The 16,572-nt window shown below is 62.3% G+C and carries 14 protein-coding genes and 1 other RNA gene; 11 read left to right on the top strand and 4 right to left on the bottom strand.

Annotated features, from left to right (window positions below; genetic code table 11):
• The first annotated feature begins 51 nt into the window (after nucleotides 1-51).
• Complete coding sequence (locus tag LUB09_RS10665; protein ID WP_209988745.1) at nucleotides 52-2,781, top strand: LuxR C-terminal-related transcriptional regulator; 2,730 nt, start codon at nucleotides 52-54, stop codon at nucleotides 2,779-2,781.
• 276 nt (nucleotides 2,782-3,057) lie between these two features.
• Complete coding sequence (locus tag LUB09_RS10670) at nucleotides 3,058-3,831, top strand: OmpA family protein (protein ID WP_209988747.1); 774 nt, start codon at nucleotides 3,058-3,060, stop codon at nucleotides 3,829-3,831.
• Between the two features lie 69 nt (nucleotides 3,832-3,900).
• On the opposite strand, the gene LUB09_RS10675 is transcribed toward LUB09_RS10670, so the two are convergent.
• The 4 genes from LUB09_RS10675 to LUB09_RS10690 form a co-directional block, all read right to left on the bottom strand.
• A complete protein-coding gene (locus LUB09_RS10675) occupies nucleotides 3,901-4,482 on the bottom strand; it encodes a BON domain-containing protein (protein ID WP_004371998.1) in 582 nt (193 codons plus the stop codon).
• A complete protein-coding gene (locus tag LUB09_RS10680) occupies nucleotides 4,479-5,072 on the bottom strand; it encodes a phosphoheptose isomerase (RefSeq protein WP_007904374.1) in 594 nt (197 codons plus the stop codon). The genes LUB09_RS10675 and LUB09_RS10680 overlap by 4 nt, the downstream gene beginning before the upstream one ends.
• A gap of 92 nt (nucleotides 5,073-5,164) precedes the next feature.
• Nucleotides 5,165-5,536: a YraN family protein gene (locus LUB09_RS10685; protein WP_209988748.1), complete on the bottom strand. Its 372-nt coding sequence runs from the start codon at nucleotides 5,534-5,536 to the stop codon at nucleotides 5,165-5,167.
• Complete coding sequence (locus tag LUB09_RS10690; protein ID WP_209988749.1) at nucleotides 5,536-7,347, bottom strand: penicillin-binding protein activator; 1,812 nt, start codon at nucleotides 7,345-7,347, stop codon at nucleotides 5,536-5,538. The genes LUB09_RS10685 and LUB09_RS10690 overlap by 1 nt, the downstream gene beginning before the upstream one ends.
• Nucleotides 7,348-7,522: 175 nt before the next feature.
• Between LUB09_RS10690 and rsmI the strand changes: the two genes are divergently transcribed.
• The 9 genes from rsmI (at nucleotide 7,523) to mraY (ending at nucleotide 16,572) form a co-directional block, all read left to right on the top strand.
• Nucleotides 7,523-8,428 (top strand): 16S rRNA (cytidine(1402)-2'-O)-methyltransferase, encoded by a 906-nt coding sequence (rsmI, locus tag LUB09_RS10695; protein ID WP_209990670.1) that lies wholly within the window; start codon nucleotides 7,523-7,525, stop codon nucleotides 8,426-8,428.
• Between the two features lie 96 nt (nucleotides 8,429-8,524).
• Nucleotides 8,525-8,878, top strand: an RNA gene (gene rnpB / locus LUB09_RS10700) — RNase P RNA component class A.
• A 354-nt stretch (nucleotides 8,879-9,232) separates the two neighbouring features.
• Nucleotides 9,233-9,688: a division/cell wall cluster transcriptional repressor MraZ gene (gene mraZ / locus LUB09_RS10705; RefSeq protein WP_004371993.1), complete on the top strand. Its 456-nt coding sequence runs from the start codon at nucleotides 9,233-9,235 to the stop codon at nucleotides 9,686-9,688.
• On the top strand, nucleotides 9,685-10,632 hold the full coding sequence (rsmH, locus tag LUB09_RS10710) for a 16S rRNA (cytosine(1402)-N(4))-methyltransferase RsmH (RefSeq protein WP_442964096.1): 948 nt from the start codon (nucleotides 9,685-9,687) through the stop codon (nucleotides 10,630-10,632). The genes mraZ and rsmH overlap by 4 nt, the downstream gene beginning before the upstream one ends.
• A complete protein-coding gene (gene ftsL, locus LUB09_RS10715) occupies nucleotides 10,629-10,922 on the top strand; it encodes a cell division protein FtsL (RefSeq protein WP_004371991.1) in 294 nt (97 codons plus the stop codon). Before rsmH ends, ftsL begins: the two co-directional genes overlap by 4 nt.
• Entirely contained in the window at nucleotides 10,922-12,664 is a 1,743-nt protein-coding gene (locus LUB09_RS10720; RefSeq protein WP_231422549.1) for a peptidoglycan D,D-transpeptidase FtsI family protein, read from the top strand. Before ftsL ends, LUB09_RS10720 begins: the two co-directional genes overlap by 1 nt.
• On the top strand, nucleotides 12,664-14,127 hold the full coding sequence (locus LUB09_RS10725; RefSeq protein ID WP_231422541.1) for a UDP-N-acetylmuramoyl-L-alanyl-D-glutamate--2,6-diaminopimelate ligase: 1,464 nt from the start codon (nucleotides 12,664-12,666) through the stop codon (nucleotides 14,125-14,127). Before LUB09_RS10720 ends, LUB09_RS10725 begins: the two co-directional genes overlap by 1 nt.
• Nucleotides 14,120-15,490 (top strand): UDP-N-acetylmuramoyl-tripeptide--D-alanyl-D-alanine ligase, encoded by a 1,371-nt coding sequence (locus tag LUB09_RS10730; protein ID WP_231422542.1) that lies wholly within the window; start codon nucleotides 14,120-14,122, stop codon nucleotides 15,488-15,490. Before LUB09_RS10725 ends, LUB09_RS10730 begins: the two co-directional genes overlap by 8 nt.
• Complete coding sequence (gene mraY / locus LUB09_RS10735; protein WP_004371987.1) at nucleotides 15,490-16,572, top strand: phospho-N-acetylmuramoyl-pentapeptide-transferase; 1,083 nt, start codon at nucleotides 15,490-15,492, stop codon at nucleotides 16,570-16,572. Before LUB09_RS10730 ends, mraY begins: the two co-directional genes overlap by 1 nt.

Below are 16,572 nucleotides of genomic sequence, written 5' to 3' on the forward strand. Positions count from 1 at the left end.
AGTCTGCGGACATCTGCAATGCCGACAACAGCCTTCTACAAGAGCCCGGCGATGACTGATCTGTCCCGAATCCAGGGGCCTGCCAATGCGGTCATGCCGCCTCTGGAAGGTCGCTTTTACAGGCCTCCGCTGCCTGACGGCTACGTGCCGCGACCCCGCTTGTGCGAACGGCTGAGCGCGGGGCTCGAAGGGCGGTTGCTGCTGGTCAGCGCGCCTGCGGGGTTTGGCAAGAGTTCGTTGGCGGTGGAGTTCTGCCAGGCGTTGCCGCCCCATTGGCAGAGCCTGTGGCTGGGATTGAGCGCGAGGGACAGTGACCCGGGCCGATTCCTCGAACGGCTACTCGAAGGTTTGCAGCACTATTTCCCGCACATTGGCGCCCAGTCCCTTGGCCTGCTGAAAATGCGCCAGCGTCATCAGCCCTTCGCCTTCGAAGAATGGCTCGACGGCCTGCTCGATGAGCTTGCGCTGCACCTGTCCACCGGTGCGCCGCTGTTGCTGGTGCTGGATGACTACCATCTGGCCCAGGGCCCGGTGCTGGACCGCTGTCTGCAATTTTTCCTCAACCACTTGCCCGAGGGCCTGGTGGTGTTGGTCACCAGTCGCCAGCGTCCCGACTGGCACCTGGCGCGGTTGCGTTTGTCCCGGCACTTGCTGGAGCTCAACGAGCAGGATCTGCGCCTGACCCATGCCGAATCCCTGGCAGTACTGGACCACCACAGCAGCTCACTGCGCGGCGAGGCGCTGGAGAACCTGATTCGCCGCAGCGAAGGCTGGGTGGCCGGCCTGCGTTTCTGGCTGCTGGCGGCGTCCGAAGCCGGTAGCGAAGAGGCGTTGCCGCAGAGTCTGCACGGCGGCGAGGGACTGATCCGCGACTACCTGCTCGAAGAGGTGATCGACTGCCTGCCGCCTGAAGTGCAGGCCTTTTTGTTCGATACCGCCCCCCAGGAACGCTTCTGCAGCGAACTGTGCGACGCCGTGCGCGAAGCCCACGACAGCGCGGAAATCCTGCGCTACCTGCAATCGCACCAGGTGTTTCTCGTCCCGCTTGACGATCAGGGTCACTGGTACCGCTATCACCATTTGTTCTCCGACCTGTTGCGCACCCGGCGTGCCAGTGCCGCCGTGCTGCCGGCGGCGAGTCTGCACCTGCGTGCCTGTCGCTGGTTCAATGCCCAGGGCTTGATCGACGAGGCCGTGGAGCAGGCGCTGCGCGCGGGCCATCTGGATGTAGCGGCCAATCTGGTGCAGAACCTGTCCGAAGAACAGCTATTGGCCGAGCAGAATATCGGCATGTTGCTGCGCTGGAAAATGGACCTGCCCGACAGCCTGCTGATCAGCACGCCGCGCCTGATCGTGCTGTACAGCTGGGCATTGGGCCTGGCCTGCCAGCTGGATGCGGCGGAAGAATTGTCCAGCTACCTCAGCCGCTTTCTGCCGGCGCCGTCGGCCACGGCGCAAAGGTCGATGCTGGCGCAGTGGCTGGCGCTGAGCGGGATCATCGCTCGGGGTCGGGGCGACCGCGAGTTGACCCAGCGTTATTGCAGCGAAGCGTTGGAAAGCCTTCCGCAGCGGCGTTATGGCCAGCGTCTGATGTGCCTGTCGACGCTGTCCAACCTGGCCATCGTCGACGCCGATCTGTGGCGTGCCCGTGGTCTGAACCGTGAGTCCCTGGAGCTGGCGCAACGCGTCGGCAACCCGTTGTTCGAAGCGCTGGCCCATTACGACCGCGCGCGGGTATTGCAGGCGCGCGGCGAGGTCCTGCGGGCCCTTGATGAAGTGCACCAGGGGCTGCAGCGCTTGAACGGCCTTGCGCCGCAACGGTTGTATGCGGTGCGTGCGCGGCTGTCGTTGTACGAAGGGTATCTACTGCTGATGCGTAATCAGCCCGACGCCGGTATCGCGCGCCTGCGCGCCGGCCTGACCGAGGCGCGGGCGTGCCGCGATATCAGCGTACTGATCGGTCATTGTGTGATCGCCAGTTTCGAAGGGCGCCGCGCGGATTTCGCCAAGGCCTTTGCCGAGCTGGCCGAGGCCGAGCGCCTGATGCATATCTGGGACGTGCCGCCGATCTACTACCTGGCAATGATCACCCTGATCAAATGCGAACTGTGGCTGGCCCAGGGCCGCACTGACCTGGCCGAAGCCTGGCTGGCGCGGCTCGCGCAAACCTACAGCGGCGAGCAGGCGGCCGCTGCGCCGGAATTTCATCCGCACCTGGCGCAGCATATCGAGCTGCAGCAGGCCACCCTCGATGCGATCCGCCATCAGCCCGATGCCGCACTGCAACGTCTCGACGATCTGGCGCAACACGCCCACGACAGCGGGCGGCAGATGATCGCCCTGCTGGCGCTGACCCAGCAGGCGCAATTGCTGCTCGACTGCGGCCAGGAAGTCAAGGCGCGGCCGGTACTGTCGCGTGCGCTCGAAGCGGGGGCGGGCGGCGCGCTGCTGCCATTCCAGCGACTGCTGGACGCGTACCCGGAGTGGATGCGCGAGCAACTGGGCAAAGACGCCCACGGCGTACTCAATCAGAGCTTGCTGGCGCTGCTGCCGGCAACGCTGGCGCCAGACGCCACGCCTGCTCATGAAACCCTGAGCAGCCGAGAGTTGGCGGTGCTGCAATTGATCGCCCAGGGCTGCTCGAACCAGGAGATCAGCAACCGGCTGTTTATTTCCCTGCACACGGTCAAGACCCATGCGAGCCATATCAACAGCAAGCTGGGGGTGGAGCGCAGGACGCAGGCCGTGGCGCGGGCGCAGGCGTTAAGATTGATTGGTTAGCGGAAAAGGGGGAGGGGGACAACCGGTTTCATCGCGCAATTATTCTGGCGACATTCGTCCGAAAACGGTATCGCCTTGCGCGCAGCGTTGCAGCAAAACCGCAGGCCGCGTTCAGCCTGGGTCTGCTACGGTCTGTAAAGCGACAAGAACGGGTTGCCCTCGATGCACCTCGGTGAGCCGCAACGGAATCTTTACCATTTGTCGCGATCCAAACTCGGCACAGGCCAGTTGCCAATGTCCTCTGCATCACAGAATGCAAAAGTAGGAGCTCTCTTCATGTTCACTCCGCGTCGTCTGCTTGTTGTCGCCACCGCCGTAGCCCTTTTGTCCGGCTGCGCCTCTCCCAATCCCTACAGCGGCAATCAGGGGCAGGCCAGCAGTGGTTCCGAGGGCGGTATGAGCAAGACCGCCAAATACGGCGGCCTTGGTGCCTTGGCCGGTGCCCTGGCCGGTGCCGCCATTGACCACAACCATCGTGGCAAGGGCGCGCTGATCGGTGCGGCGGTTGCCGGTGCCGGCGCTGCCGGTTATGGCTACTACGCCGACCAGCAGGAAAAGAAACTGCGTGAAAGCATGGCCAACACCGGGGTTGAAGTGCAGCGCCAGGGTGACCAGATCAAGCTGATCATGCCGGGCAATATCACCTTCGCCACCAACTCGGACGCGATCGCCAGCAGCTTCTATCAGCCGCTGAACAACCTGGCCAACTCGCTCAAGCAGTTCAGCCAGAACACGATCCAGATCGTCGGCTACACCGACAGTACCGGCAGTCGCCAGTTGAACATGGACCTGTCCCAGCGTCGCGCCCAGAGCGTGGCCAACTACCTGACCTCCCAGGGCGTCAGCCCGACCAACCTGAGCGCACGCGGTGCCGGCCCGGATAACCCGATTGCCAGCAACGCCGACGTGAATGGCCGGGCGCAAAACCGTCGCGTCGAGGTCAACCTCGGCCCGATCCCAGGTCAGCAATACGGCCAACCTGCCGGTCAGCAGCAGGCGCCACAACAGAACAACCAGTTCCAGGGCAATCCGTACCAGCAGTACCAATAAACGCTGGCCACTAAAAAGGGCGCCGTGCAGTCAATGCACGGCGCCCTTTTTTATGGCGGCGGGTTCATATCAGTCGATGTATTCGAACACCTTCACGATCTTCTGTACGCCGGACACGCCCTGTACCAGGTTGGACGCGCGGGTCGCTTCCGCCTGGGTCAACAGACCCATCAGGTAAACGATGCCGTTGTCGGTGACCACTTTGATCCGCGAGCCTGGCACCGCATTGTCGGTGAGCATCTGCGCCTTGATCTTGGTGGTCAGCAGGGCGTCGTTGCTGATGGCCAGCAGCGTGATCGGGTCCATGACCTGCAGTTCATTGTGCACTTTCTTGACCCGCTGCACCGCCGAGGCGGCCTGTTCGGCCTGGGCCTTGAGGTCGGCGCGCGGCGTTTGTCCTGCCAGCAGTACAACGCCGTTGAAGCTGGTCACCACAATGCGCGAGGCGCCATTGCCCAGGTCGGTCGCGGCTTTGGCCACATTGACCTTGACCTTGGTTTCGATCAGCGAGTCATCAATGGTGCTGCCGAAGGTACGCGTGCCCCTGTCGTCCTGGATGGGGGTATCCCTTGTCGCGGTGATGGCCGTGCTGCAACCGCTGATGCCGAGGCACAGCGCAATAGTCACCAGGCTGAGTCGTTTAACGGTCATTCTTCACTCCCGAACAGTTGACTGTCGATCAGATCGCACAGGCAGTGGATCGCCAACAGGTGGACTTCTTGAATACGTGCGGTGACATTGGCCGGGACGCGAATCTCCACGTCTTCGGGCAGCAGTAGCGAGGCCATGCCGCCGCCGTCGCGTCCGGTCAATGCTACGACAATCATTTCGCGATCATGTGCGGCCTGGATCGCCTGAATAATGTTCGCCGAGTTGCCGCTGGTGGAAATCGCCAGCAGCACATCACCCGGCTGGCCCAGAGCACGGATCTGCTTGGAGAAGATTTCGTTGTAGCTGTAGTCGTTGGCGATCGAGGTGATCGTCGACGAATCGGTGGTCAAGGCAATGGCCGGCAGGCTCGGGCGCTCACGCTCGAAGCGGTTGAGCAGCTCGGAAGAGAAATGCTGGGCATCGCCGGCCGAACCGCCGTTGCCGCACGAAAGCATTTTGCCCTCGTTGAGCAAGGCGTTGACCATGACCTGACTGGCTTGCTCGATGTGCGGTGCAAGTACGTCCATCGCCTGTTGCTTGGTGTCGATGCTGGCCTGGAAAAGCTGGCGAATTCGGGATTGCATGTCCATCTGTGTGACCTTAAGTAGCGCGGCTGTTTGGCACAGAAATGTGCAGCCCGCAAAGCAAAGAGCAAAAATGTGGGGTGAAGATGCCGGGCGAATCAGCTGTCGAAGGCACTTTTGATCCAGTTCAGATCAGCCTTGCCAGACCGTGTGCTTTCTATGGCAACCACGTCGAAACGGCAGGGGGCGTCTGACCAGCGATGCTCCTTGAGCAGGAAAAACTGCGCGGCGAGTATCAGCTTCTGACGTTTGCGCCCGTCGATACTGGCGAGCGCGCCACCCCATTGTGCGTGTTTTCTGTAGCGGACTTCGACGAATACTACTGTATCGCCGTCAAGCATGACCAGATCAAGCTCTCCGCGTTTACACAACCAGTTCTGCGCCAGCAGGCGCAGACCCTGTTGCTGCAGGTAATTCAGAGCTTGCAGTTCGGCATCCTTGCCGCTTTGTGCGCTGGACCGCTCGGGCATCAGCGTGGGGTATCGGGAAGGCGCTGGACCTCGCCACCGACGAACTTCGCCCATGGCAGTTGACGGTCGACGCGTTGGTTGGTGCTGATGCCCAGGCTGCCCGACAGGCCGTCAATGCGGCTGTCCGGCAGTGCCTTGAGCTGGCCCAGGCGCGGCGCCAGGCGGTAGGCATCGACGCCCATCGCGTACAGACGGCCAAGGCTGCCATTGGCTTGCGGCCATTGTGCCGCCACCTGGTTGCGCAGCGGGTCAGTGGTGTTGAGCAGCCATGGTGTTTCGCAGAACATCACGTTGGTCATGTCCAGGTACTGGTTTTTGTCACCGCTGGCGCTGAACACGTGGGACGTGGCATACACCGGCACATCGCCGGCGTACTGGAAGTTCAGGGTCGGCTTGATCTGCTGGGCCAGTTGCGGCGGCACAGCCAGGAAAATGAACTCGATGTCCTGACGACGCGAAGGCTGGGCTGCGACGTCAGTGCCTACAGTGTTCTGCAGGCTCTTGGCGCGGCCTTCGCTTTTGCGCAACTGGAACAGTTCGGCGATCTGCTGGGCGAGCGCGACCGGTTGATCGACGTACTCGACGCCCAGCACGGTGCCGCCGTTGGCTTCCCAATCCTGACGGAAGGCCTTGTAGACACGCTCGCCCCATTCGCCGCGAGGCACCATCGCAGCGGCGCGGTGCAGGCCGTCGGCGCGGGCGCGGCGCGACACTTCGCGGGCTTCGTCCTCAGCCGCCAGACCAAACTGGAACAACTGCGCCGGGCTTTGATCGGCTTCGCTGTAGTTCAGCGCCAGGGTGGTGATTGGCAATTGAGGGCGCGCGCTGAGCTGCTTGACCAGCGGCTTCTCCAGCGGACCGACCACCAATTGCACGCCGGCGGCCTGAGCCTTGGCATAGAAATCATCAAGGGAGGTCAAGCGCGAACTGTCGTAGAACTCGATCACCGGCGCTTTTTGCCCGGCCTGTTCAGCCTGGTAGTGCGCAGCCATGAAGCCTTCACGCAGCGCCTTGCCGACGGCGGCCAGCGGGCCATCCTGGGGCAGCAGCACGGCGATCTTGTTCAGGGGCTGGCTGGCCAGTTCCTTGAGCTTGGTCAGTGGCGTCGGCAACTGCACGGCGGCTGGGTGGCCAGGGTTCTGTGCGCGCCAGGTGTCGATTGCCGCCTGTTGTTGCTCCAGGGTGCCAGCACCCTTGACCGCCTTGGCCAGGCTGATCCAGCCGTCCAGCGTCGGATTGCCACTGGCTTGCAGTTGCTCTGCCGGCAGTGCGGCAATCAGGGCCCAGATCGCGTCGTGGTTGCTGCTGGCGGCATCGCCTTTGAGCAATGGCGCTATTGCCACGCGCTCGCGCGCAGCAGCCAGGGTCTGGCCATCGGCTTCATAGGCACGTGCATGCACGGTGCCGGTACGCACCTGTTGCTCTGCGGGCAGTTGATTCAGGTTTTGCAGGCTTGGATGGTTCAGCGCGGCCAACGCAGCCTTTGGCTGGTTGCGCGCCATCGCCAGTTCGGCCGCCAGGGTGCTGGCAAAGACTTGCGGGGCCGGTTTGAGGGCATCCAGGGGCACCTGCGCAAGAATCTGCGCCGAGCGGCCGGGGTTGTTCTGCCTGTAGGCCAGGTCGGCCGCGCTCAGGCGCAGCAGCGCAGCCTGTTCGGGCGTTTTGGCGGTAGTCGCCTGTTCGAGCAGTTGCTCGATACTGGCGTCCGGGGTCCGTGGAAGGTCGCCAAGGCTGGACGAGGGCGAGCTGGCACACGCGGCCAATAAGGCGGCGAGGCAGAGGGCGGAGAGCAGCCGCAGGCAAGCGATCATGTAAGTGTCCTGATACCGATCAAATTAGCGTGGAAGTGTACCCAAGCACTGGCCCAGGCGCGATGTTAGTGGCGTTAAAGCGTTGAATAAGGTCGTGCAAAAGGTGTTCATGACCACCCGTTGTCGAGTACGGGCAGGCCGTGATGGCACATTCTCAAGGCATCTACGCGCTACAATGCGGCTTTTGCCAAACATCGAGGTGTGCGTTTTGACTGCTCCAGGTCCTTTGAATTCCACTGCCGGCTCGCTTTTTGTGGTGGCGACGCCTATTGGCAACCTGGACGACATCAGTTCCCGGGCGCTGAAAATCCTGCGCGAGGTTAAATTGATCGCGGCAGAAGACACGCGGCACTCCCAGCGGTTGATGCAGCACTTTGGTATCAGCACGCCTTTGGCGGCGTGCCACGAACACAACGAACGGGAAGAGGGCAGCCGTTTTATCACCCGACTGCTGGCTGGGGATGATGTTGCACTGATCTCCGACGCGGGCACGCCTCTGATTTCCGATCCGGGTTACCACCTGGTTCGTCAGGCGCGTGCCGCTGGTATTACTGTAGTGCCTGTTCCCGGAGCGTGCGCGCTGATTGCTGCATTATCTGCCGCAGGCCTGCCATCGGACCGCTTCATCTTCGAGGGCTTCCTGCCGGCCAAGACGGTGGGGCGTCGGGCGCGTCTTCAGGCGGTAAGGGAAGAGCCGCGCACGTTGATTTTCTATGAGGCGCCGCACCGCATCCTTGAATGCCTGCAGGATATGGAGCTGGTATTCGGCGGTGATCGCCTGGCGCTGCTGGCGCGGGAACTGACCAAGACGTTCGAAACCCTCAAGGGCTTGCCGCTCGAAGAGCTGCGCGCCTTCGTTGAGGGCGACAGCAACCAGCAGCGCGGCGAGTGCGTGGTTCTGGTCGCGGGGTGGACCGCACCGGAGAGCGAGGATGCTGTCGGCAGTGAAGCCATGCGCATCCTCGACCTGCTGCTCAAGGAGATGCCGCTCAAGCGGGCGGCAGCTCTGGCGGCCGATATTACCGGGCTGCGCAAGAATGTTCTGTATCAGGTGGCGCTGGATAAACAGAAAGCCGAATAGTTCCGGGGGGTAGCCGGCATTTCGTCAGAACGTGATGGCATTGCTGCACTTTTAATACTTGTCCTGAGGCCGCCGGGCCGTTAACCTTCTCGGCGGAGAGTCGATTGGACAGTCGCTGCCCTCTATGAAAATTAGGGGGGGGAGGAAAGTCCGGGCTCCATAGGGCGAAGTGCCAGGTAATGCCTGGGAGGCGTGAGCCTACGGAAAGTGCCACAGAAAATAACCGCCTAAGCACTTCGGTGCCGGTAAGGGTGAAAAGGTGCGGTAAGAGCGCACCGCACGACTGGCAACAGTTCGTGGCTAGGTAAACCCCACTTGGAGCAAGACCAAATAGGGTCCCAAGGCGTGGCCCGCGCTGGGACCGGGTAGGTTGCTAAAGATGTCCAGTGATGGCCATCGTAGACGAATGACTGTTCAAGACAGAACCCGGCTTACAGATCGACTCTCCACCTTTTTCCTTCTGTCCGACTCCAGGGCAGAAAACCGGTAGTAACGCAAGAATCCCTCCCTGCCAAATCATTGGCAGACGCGTCTTCGTAATACCAAAAAAATCTTACTCTTAATAAATCACTTTAACTTTTGGCTCTAGCTCTTTGAGCTACTTACGCTTGATTAGCCAAAAACACCGTCGAACTCTGATTTCTCCTCCTTTAACGCTCCTAAATCTCCGTTCTGTAAGGCTTTTCCGCGTATTCGCGCCTTGACGGTGTGGTGGGCGCATTCCTATAGTGTGCGCAAGTGGCGGAAAGTGGCGCAAAGTGGGTTTTTTGAACGTAAAACGCTAAAATTTGGAGAAACGCACCTGTGTTTCGCGGAGCTAATGCAATCAGTCTCGATGCAAAAGGCCGTCTCGCTATGCCGAGCCGGTATCGTGACGAGCTGATTTCGCGAAGTTCAGGGCAGTTAATCATCACGATTGACGCTGTTGACCCTTGTTTGTGTGTTTACCCGCTCGATGAGTGGGAGCTGATCGAAACCAAGCTGCGTGCCCTGCCTTCATTGCGTGAAGAAAACCGCCGTCTGCAGCGTTTGCTGATTGGTAATGCCGTCGACCTCGAGCTCGATGGCAGTGGTCGTTTCCTGGTGCCTCCGCGTTTGCGCGAATACGCCAGGCTCGACAAGCGCGCAATGCTGGTCGGCCAACTGAACAAGTTCCAATTGTGGGACGAAGATGCCTGGGATGCTGTTTCCGCAGCTGACCTGGCGGCTATTCAACAACCGGGTGCCATGCCCGACGAACTGCGTGATCTGATCCTGTGACTATTGATAGCGGCTTTAACCACATCACCGTACTGCTTGACGAAGCCGTTGAGGCTCTCGCCGTACGCGCGGATGGCTGCTATCTGGACGGCACGTTCGGCAGGGGCGGGCATAGCCGCCTGATACTCAGCCAGCTCGGGCCCGATGGCAAACTCCTCGGGTTCGACAAAGACCCTCAAGCGATTGCCACCGGGCAAGCGCTAGCGGCCGAAGACGGCCGCTTTGTCGTTGTGCAGCGCAGCTTTGCCGAGTTGGGTGCCGAAGTGGCCGAGCGCGGCATGGCGGGCAAGGTGGCCGGGGTTTTGCTCGACCTGGGCGTGTCTTCGCCGCAGCTCGACGATCCGGAGCGCGGCTTCAGCTTCATGAATGACGGCCCGCTCGACATGCGCATGGACCCTACCCGTGGCGTCAGCGCTGCGCAGTTCATCGCCACTGCCCCGGTGGAAGAAATCGCCCGCGTATTCAAGGAATACGGTGAAGAACGCTTCTCCGGCCGCATGGCGCGTGCCGTGGTCGAGCGTCGGGAGATCCAGCCGTTCGAGCGCACCGCAGACCTCGCCGAAGTGCTGAAAGTCGCCAACCCCGCGTGGGAAAAGGGCAAGAACCCGGCGACCCGTGCGTTCCAGGGCTTGCGTATTCACGTCAACAACGAATTGGGCGATCTGGAAGCAGGCCTCGAAGCCGCTCTGGAAGCGCTGGAAGTGGGCGGTCGCCTGGTGGTGATCAGCTTCCACTCCCTGGAAGACCGCATCGTCAAACTGTTCATGCGCCGCCTGGTCAAGGGCGAGTCCGACAACCTGCCGCGCAACCTGCCGGTGCGGTTCGAAGCCTTTGTGCCGAAAATCAAAGTCCATGGCAAAGCGCAGTTCGCCTCCGAAGCCGAACTCAAGGCCAACCCACGTTCCCGTAGCGCCGTTATGCGCGTCGCGGAGAAGTTGCGGTGAGCAAGCTTTTCGCCAAACCCCTGCCGGGCGGCAGCTTCTTTATGTTGCTGCTGTTTGTCGGCGTGCTGGTGTCCGCCATTGCGGTGTCCTACAGCGCGCACTACAACCGTCAATTGCTCAATACCCTCTACGGGGAGCTGAGCGTGCGTGACAAGGCGCAGGCCGAATGGGGTCGCTTGATCCTGGAACAAAGCACCTGGACGGCCCACAGCCGTATCGAAGTGCTGGCCACCGAACAATTGAAAATGCACATCCCCGGCGCGGCTGACGTGCGCATGGTGGCGCCATGATGAAGCTCGAGGGTGCACTCTACCCATGGCGCTTTCGCCTGATGCTCGGCCTGCTGGCCTTGATGGTGGGCGCCATCGCCTGGCGAATCATCGACCTGCAGGTGGTCGACCGTGACTTCCTGATCGGCCAGGGCGACGCTCGCAGCCTGCGGCATATCCCGATTCCAGCGCACCGTGGGCTGATCACCGACCGTAACGGCGAGCCGCTGGCCGTGAGTACGCCGGTGACCACCCTGTGGGCCAACGCGAAGGAATTGCAGGTAGCCAAGGACCGATGGCCGCAACTGGCCGCCGCCCTGGGGCAGGACCCAAAAGCCCTGGCCGAACGGCTTGAAGCCCAGGCCAATAAGGAATTCATCTATCTGGTGCGCGGCCTCACGCCCGAGCAGGGCCAGCAGGTGCTCGATCTTAAAGTCCCCGGTGTCTACGGCATCGAGGAATTTCGTCGTTTCTACCCGGCCGGTGAAACCACCGCGCACATGGTCGGCTTTACCGACATCGACGACCACGGCCGCGAAGGCGTCGAGCTGGCCTACGATGAGTGGCTGGCGGGCGTGCCCGGCAAGCGCCAGGTCATCAAGGACCGTCGCGGTCGGCTGATCAAGGACGTCCAGGTCACCAAGAACGCCAAGGCCGGCAAGCCGCTGGCTTTGTCGATTGACCTGCGCCTGCAATACCTGGCCAACCGCGAGCTGCGCAACGCGATCATCGAGAATGGCGCCAAGGCCGGCAGCCTGGTGATCATGGACGTGAAGACCGGCGAGATCCTTGCCATGGTCAACCAGCCCACCTACAACCCCAACAACCGTCGCAACCTGCAACCGGCGATGATGCGCAACCGCGCGATGATCGACGTGTTCGAGCCGGGTTCGACCATGAAAGCCATCTCCATGAGTGCCGCCCTGGAAACCGGACGCTGGAAACCCAGCGACAAGGTCGAGGTGTACCCGGGCACATTGCAGTTGGGCAAATACACCATTCGCGACGTATCTCGCACCGAAGGCCCGGTGCTGGACCTGACCGGTATCCTGATCAACTCCAGTAACGTCGGCATGAGCAAGGTCGCCTTCGATATCGGCGGCGAAACCATCTATCACCTGGCACAGAAGATCGGCCTGGGCCAACCCACCGGCCTCGACTTCCCCGGTGAGCGCGTCGGCAACCTGCCGAACTACCGTGACTGGAAAAAAGCCGAGACCGCCACGCTGTCCTACGGCTACGGCCTGTCGGTGACCGCGATCCAATTGGCTCACGCTTTCTCTGTATTGGCCAATAACGGCCGCATGGTTCCGTTGAGCCTGATCCACGTCGATGAGGCACCGAAAGCCACCCAGGTGATTCCGGAGAAAGTTGCCAAGACCATGCAGGGCATGCTGCAACAGGTGATCGAAGCGCCGCGCGGTGTATTCCGCGCCCAGGTGCCGGCGTATCACGTGGCCGGCAAGTCCGGTACCGCGCGTAAAACGTCGGTGGGCACCAAGGGTTACGCCGAGAACTCCTACCGCTCGCTGTTCGCCGGCTTCGGTCCGATGAGTGACCCTCGCTACGCCATCGTCGTAGTGATCGATGAGCCGAGCAAGGCTGGCTACTTCGGTGGTCTGGTTTCGGCGCCGGTGTTCAGCAAAGTGATGTCCGGCACCCTGCGCCTGATGAACATCACCCCGGACAACCTGCCGCCGACCCAGCAAGCCAACGCCGCACCTCCGGCCGCCGCTGTCAAAGCCAATGGAGGGCGCGGCTGATGTCTCTTAGCCTGAACAAGATTTTTGCCCACGCCGGCCGCGATCTGCTGATTCGCGAGCTGACCCTGGACAGCCGTAATGTCCGTGCCGGTGACCTGTTCCTGGCCGTGCCGGGTGGCAAGTTCGATGGTCGTGAACATATTGCCGATGCCTTGCAGCGTGGCGCCGCAGCTGTCGCCTATGAAGTGGAAGGTGCCACCGTGCTGCCGATCACCGACGTGCCGCTGATTCCGGTCAAGGGCCTGGCCCGACAACTGTCGGATATCGCCGGGCGGTTTTACGGTGAGCCAAGTCGTCACCTCAATCTGGTGGGCGTCACCGGCACCAACGGCAAGACCAGCGTGACCCAACTGGTCGCCCAGGCCCTTGACCTGCTGGGTCAGCATTGCGGCATCGTCGGCACCCTGGGCACCGGCTTTTATGGCGCGCTGCAAAGCGGTCTGCACACCACGCCGAACCCGATTGCCGTGCAGGCAACCCTGGCCGACCTGAAAAAGGCCGGGGCCAGGGCCGTCGCCATGGAAGTGTCGTCCCACGGCCTCGACCAGGGTCGCGTTAGCGCGCTGGCCTTTGATGTGGCCGTGATGAGCAACCTGTCCCGCGACCATCTTGACTACCACGGCACCATGCAAGCGTACGGTGCCGCCAAGGCCAGGTTGTTTGCCTGGAACGACCTCAAGTGCCGGGTGATCAACCTGGACGATGACTTCGGCCGGCAACTGGCTGCGCAGCACAGCGAAGCGCGCCTGATCACCTACAGCCTGGAAGATTCCAGCGCGTACCTGTATTGCCGTCAGGCTCAATTCAACGACGAAGGTGTGCGCGCCACCCTGGTGACGCCGCAAGGCGAGCACCACCTGCGCAGCACCTTGCTCGGCCGTTTCAACCTGAGCAACGTACTCGCGGCTGTCGGCGCCTTGCTCGGACTGGATTACGCCCTCGACGAAATTCTCAACGTGCTGCCAATGCTTGAAGGCCCGGCCGGACGCATGCAGCGCCTGGGCGGCGGCACGCAGCCGCTGGTGGTGGTCGATTACGCGCACACTCCCGATGCGCTGGAAAAAGTCCTGTTGGCCCTGCGCCCGCATGCCAAAGGCAAGCTGCTGTGCCTGTTCGGCTGTGGCGGTGACCGTGATCGCGGCAAGCGCCCGCTGATGGCCGGCATTGTCGAGCGCCTGGCGGACGGCGTGCTGGTGACCGATGACAACCCGCGCAGCGAAGACCCCGCGCGGATTTTCGATGATATTCGCCAAGGCTTCAAAGACCCCGCGAACGTGACGTTCGTCGCCGGTCGGGGCGCCGCCATTGCCCAACTGATCGCCAGCGCCAGCGCGGACGACGTGGTGGTACTGGCCGGCAAAGGTCATGAGGACTATCAGGAAATCAACGGCGAGCGCCATGCCTTCTCCGATCTGGTCGAGGCTGATCGCGCGCTGACTGCCTGGGAGGCCGCCCATGCTTAAAGCCATGACGTTCCGCGAACTGGCCCAGGCCCTGTCGGCCCGAGTACTGTCCGGCGACTGCCGTTTCGACGGCGTCAGTATCGACAGCCGTAACATCAGCCCCGGGCAACTGTTCGTGGCCCTGACCGGCCCGCGTTTCGACGGCCACGACTACCTGAACGACGTGGCCGCCAAAGGTGCCGTTGGCGCTCTGGTCGAGCACGAAGTGACTGACGCTGCCTTGCCGCAACTGCTGGTCGCCGACACCCGTCTGGCCCTGGGCCAGTTGGGTGCGCTGAACCGTGCCGCATTCGATAAACCCGTGGCGGCCATCACCGGCTCCAGCGGCAAGACCACGGTCAAGGAATTGCTCGCCGGCGTGCTGCGTACGCGCGGCCCGGTGCTCGCCACCCGTGGCAACCTGAACAATGATTTCGGCGCACCCCTGACCCTGCTCGAACTGGCCCCGGAACATACCGCCGCCGTGATCGAGCTGGGCGCCTCGCGCGTCGGCGAAATCGCCTACACCGTGGCGCTGACCAAGCCCCACGTTGCCGTGATCAACAACGCCGGCACCGCCCACGTCGGTGAGTTCGGCGGCCCGGAAAAAATCGTCGAGGCCAAGGGTGAAATCCTTGAAGGCCTGGACGCGTCGGGTACGGCCGTGTTGAACCTCGACGACAAGGCCTTCGAGACCTGGCGCATCCGCGCCGACGGTCGCAAGGTACTGACGTTTGCGGTGCTCAACGCCGCAGCGGATTTTCACGCCTCCAGCATCGCCGCCGATGCGCGTGGCTGCCCGTCCTTCACCTTGCACACGCCACAAGGCAGCGCGCAGGTGCAACTGAATCTGCTGGGCAACCATAACGTCGCCAACGCCCTGGCTGCCGCTGCCGCCGCCCATGCCCTGGGCGTCTCGCTGGCCGGTATTGCCAGCGGCCTGGGCGCGGTGCAGCCGGTCAAGGGCCGCACGGTCGCGCAATTGGCCGGCAACGGCATGCGCGTGATCGATGACACCTACAACGCCAACCCGTCTTCCATCAATGCGGCGGTCGACCTGCTCAACGGCTTTGCCGGGCGCAAGGTGCTGGTGCTGGGGGATATCGGCGAGCTGGGCGACTGGGCCGAGCAAGGCCATCGCGAAGTCGGCGCGTATGCCGCCGGCAAAGTCGACGCGCTCTACGCCGTGGGCCCGAATATGGCCCACGCCGTCGCAGCCTTTGGTGCCGGCGCGCAGCATTTCACGACTCAGGGCGAGTTGATCCAGGCGCTGACGGCGGCTGAACAAGACCCACAGACAACCCTTTTGATCAAGGGATCGCGCAGCGCGGTGATGGAAAACGTCGTCGCAGCCTTGTGCGGTTCCAGTACGGAGAAACATTAATGCTGCTGCTGCTGGCTGAGTATCTGCAACAGTTTCACAAAGGCTTCGCGGTCTTTCAGTACCTGACCCTGCGCGGGATTCTCGGTGTGCTGACCGCGTTGTGCTTGTCGCTGTTCCTGGGGCCGTGGATGATCCGCACCCTGCAGAACCTGCAAATTGGTCAATCGGTGCGCAATGACGGCCCGCAGTCGCACCTGTCCAAATCCGGCACGCCCACCATGGGCGGCGCGTTGATTCTGTCGTCCATCGGCATCAGCACCTTGCTCTGGGCCGACCTGCACAACCGCTACGTGTGGGTGGTGCTGCTGGTGACCCTGTTGTTCGGTGCCATCGGCTGGGTCGATGACTACCGCAAGGTGATCGAGAAAAACTCCAAGGGCCTGCCGAGCCGCTGGAAGTACTTCTGGCAGTCGGTGTTCGGCCTGGCCGCGGCGATCTTCCTGTACACCACTGCGCCAAGCGCCGTGGAAACCACCCTGATCATCCCGATGCTCAAGGACGCCAGCATCCCGTTGGGCATTGGCTTCGTGGTGCTGACCTACTTCGTGATCGTCGGCTCCAGCAACGCGGTCAACCTGACCGACGGCCTCGACGGCCTGGCGATCATGCCAACGGTGATGGTGGGCGGCGCGCTCGGCATCTTCTGCTACCTGTCGGGCAACGTGAAATTCGCTGAGTACCTGCTGATTCCCTACGTACCGGGCGCGGGTGAGCTGATCGTATTCTGTGGCGCGCTGATCGGCGCGGGCCTGGGGTTCCTCTGGTTCAACACCTACCCGGCGCAGGTCTTCATGGGCGATGTCGGCGCACTGGCGCTGGGCGCCGCCCTGGGCACCATCGCCGTGATCGTGCGCCAGGAAATCGTGCTGTTCATCATGGGCGGTGTGTTCGTGATGGAAACCCTGTCGGTGGTCATCCAGGTGGCGTCCTTCAAGTTGACCGGGCGCCGCGTGTTTCGCATGGCGCCGATTCACCACCACTTTGAACTCAAGGGCTGGCCCGAGCCACGCGTGATCGTCCGTTTCTGGATCATCACCGTGATTCTGGTCCTGGTCGGCCTTGCCACCCTGAAACTGAGGTAG

This window comes from Pseudomonas sp. Leaf59, from assembly GCF_920984685.1.
Classification (GTDB): domain Bacteria; phylum Pseudomonadota; class Gammaproteobacteria; order Pseudomonadales; family Pseudomonadaceae; genus Aquipseudomonas.

Excerpts from the sequence above, each read along its gene's own strand:
- LUB09_RS10725 (WP_231422541.1), top strand. The coding sequence starts at position 12,664 with ATGTCTCTTAGCCTGAACAAGATTTTTGCCCACGCCGGCCGCGATCTG.
- LUB09_RS10685 (WP_209988748.1), bottom strand. The coding sequence starts at position 5,536 with ATGCCCGAGCGGTCCAGCGCACAAAGCGGCAAGGATGCCGAACTGCAA.
- LUB09_RS10665 (WP_209988745.1), top strand. The coding sequence starts at position 52 with ATGACTGATCTGTCCCGAATCCAGGGGCCTGCCAATGCGGTCATGCCG.
- LUB09_RS10680 (WP_007904374.1), bottom strand. The coding sequence starts at position 5,072 with ATGGACATGCAATCCCGAATTCGCCAGCTTTTCCAGGCCAGCATCGAC.
- LUB09_RS10730 (WP_231422542.1), top strand. The coding sequence starts at position 14,120 with ATGCTTAAAGCCATGACGTTCCGCGAACTGGCCCAGGCCCTGTCGGCC.
- LUB09_RS10675 (WP_004371998.1), bottom strand. The coding sequence starts at position 4,482 with ATGACCGTTAAACGACTCAGCCTGGTGACTATTGCGCTGTGCCTCGGC.
- LUB09_RS10670 (WP_209988747.1), top strand. The coding sequence starts at position 3,058 with ATGTTCACTCCGCGTCGTCTGCTTGTTGTCGCCACCGCCGTAGCCCTT.
- LUB09_RS10690 (WP_209988749.1), bottom strand. The coding sequence starts at position 7,347 with ATGATCGCTTGCCTGCGGCTGCTCTCCGCCCTCTGCCTCGCCGCCTTA.
- LUB09_RS10720 (WP_231422549.1), top strand. The coding sequence starts at position 10,922 with ATGAAGCTCGAGGGTGCACTCTACCCATGGCGCTTTCGCCTGATGCTC.
- mraY (WP_004371987.1), top strand. The coding sequence starts at position 15,490 with ATGCTGCTGCTGCTGGCTGAGTATCTGCAACAGTTTCACAAAGGCTTC.
- rsmI (WP_209990670.1), top strand. The coding sequence starts at position 7,523 with ATGCGGCTTTTGCCAAACATCGAGGTGTGCGTTTTGACTGCTCCAGGT.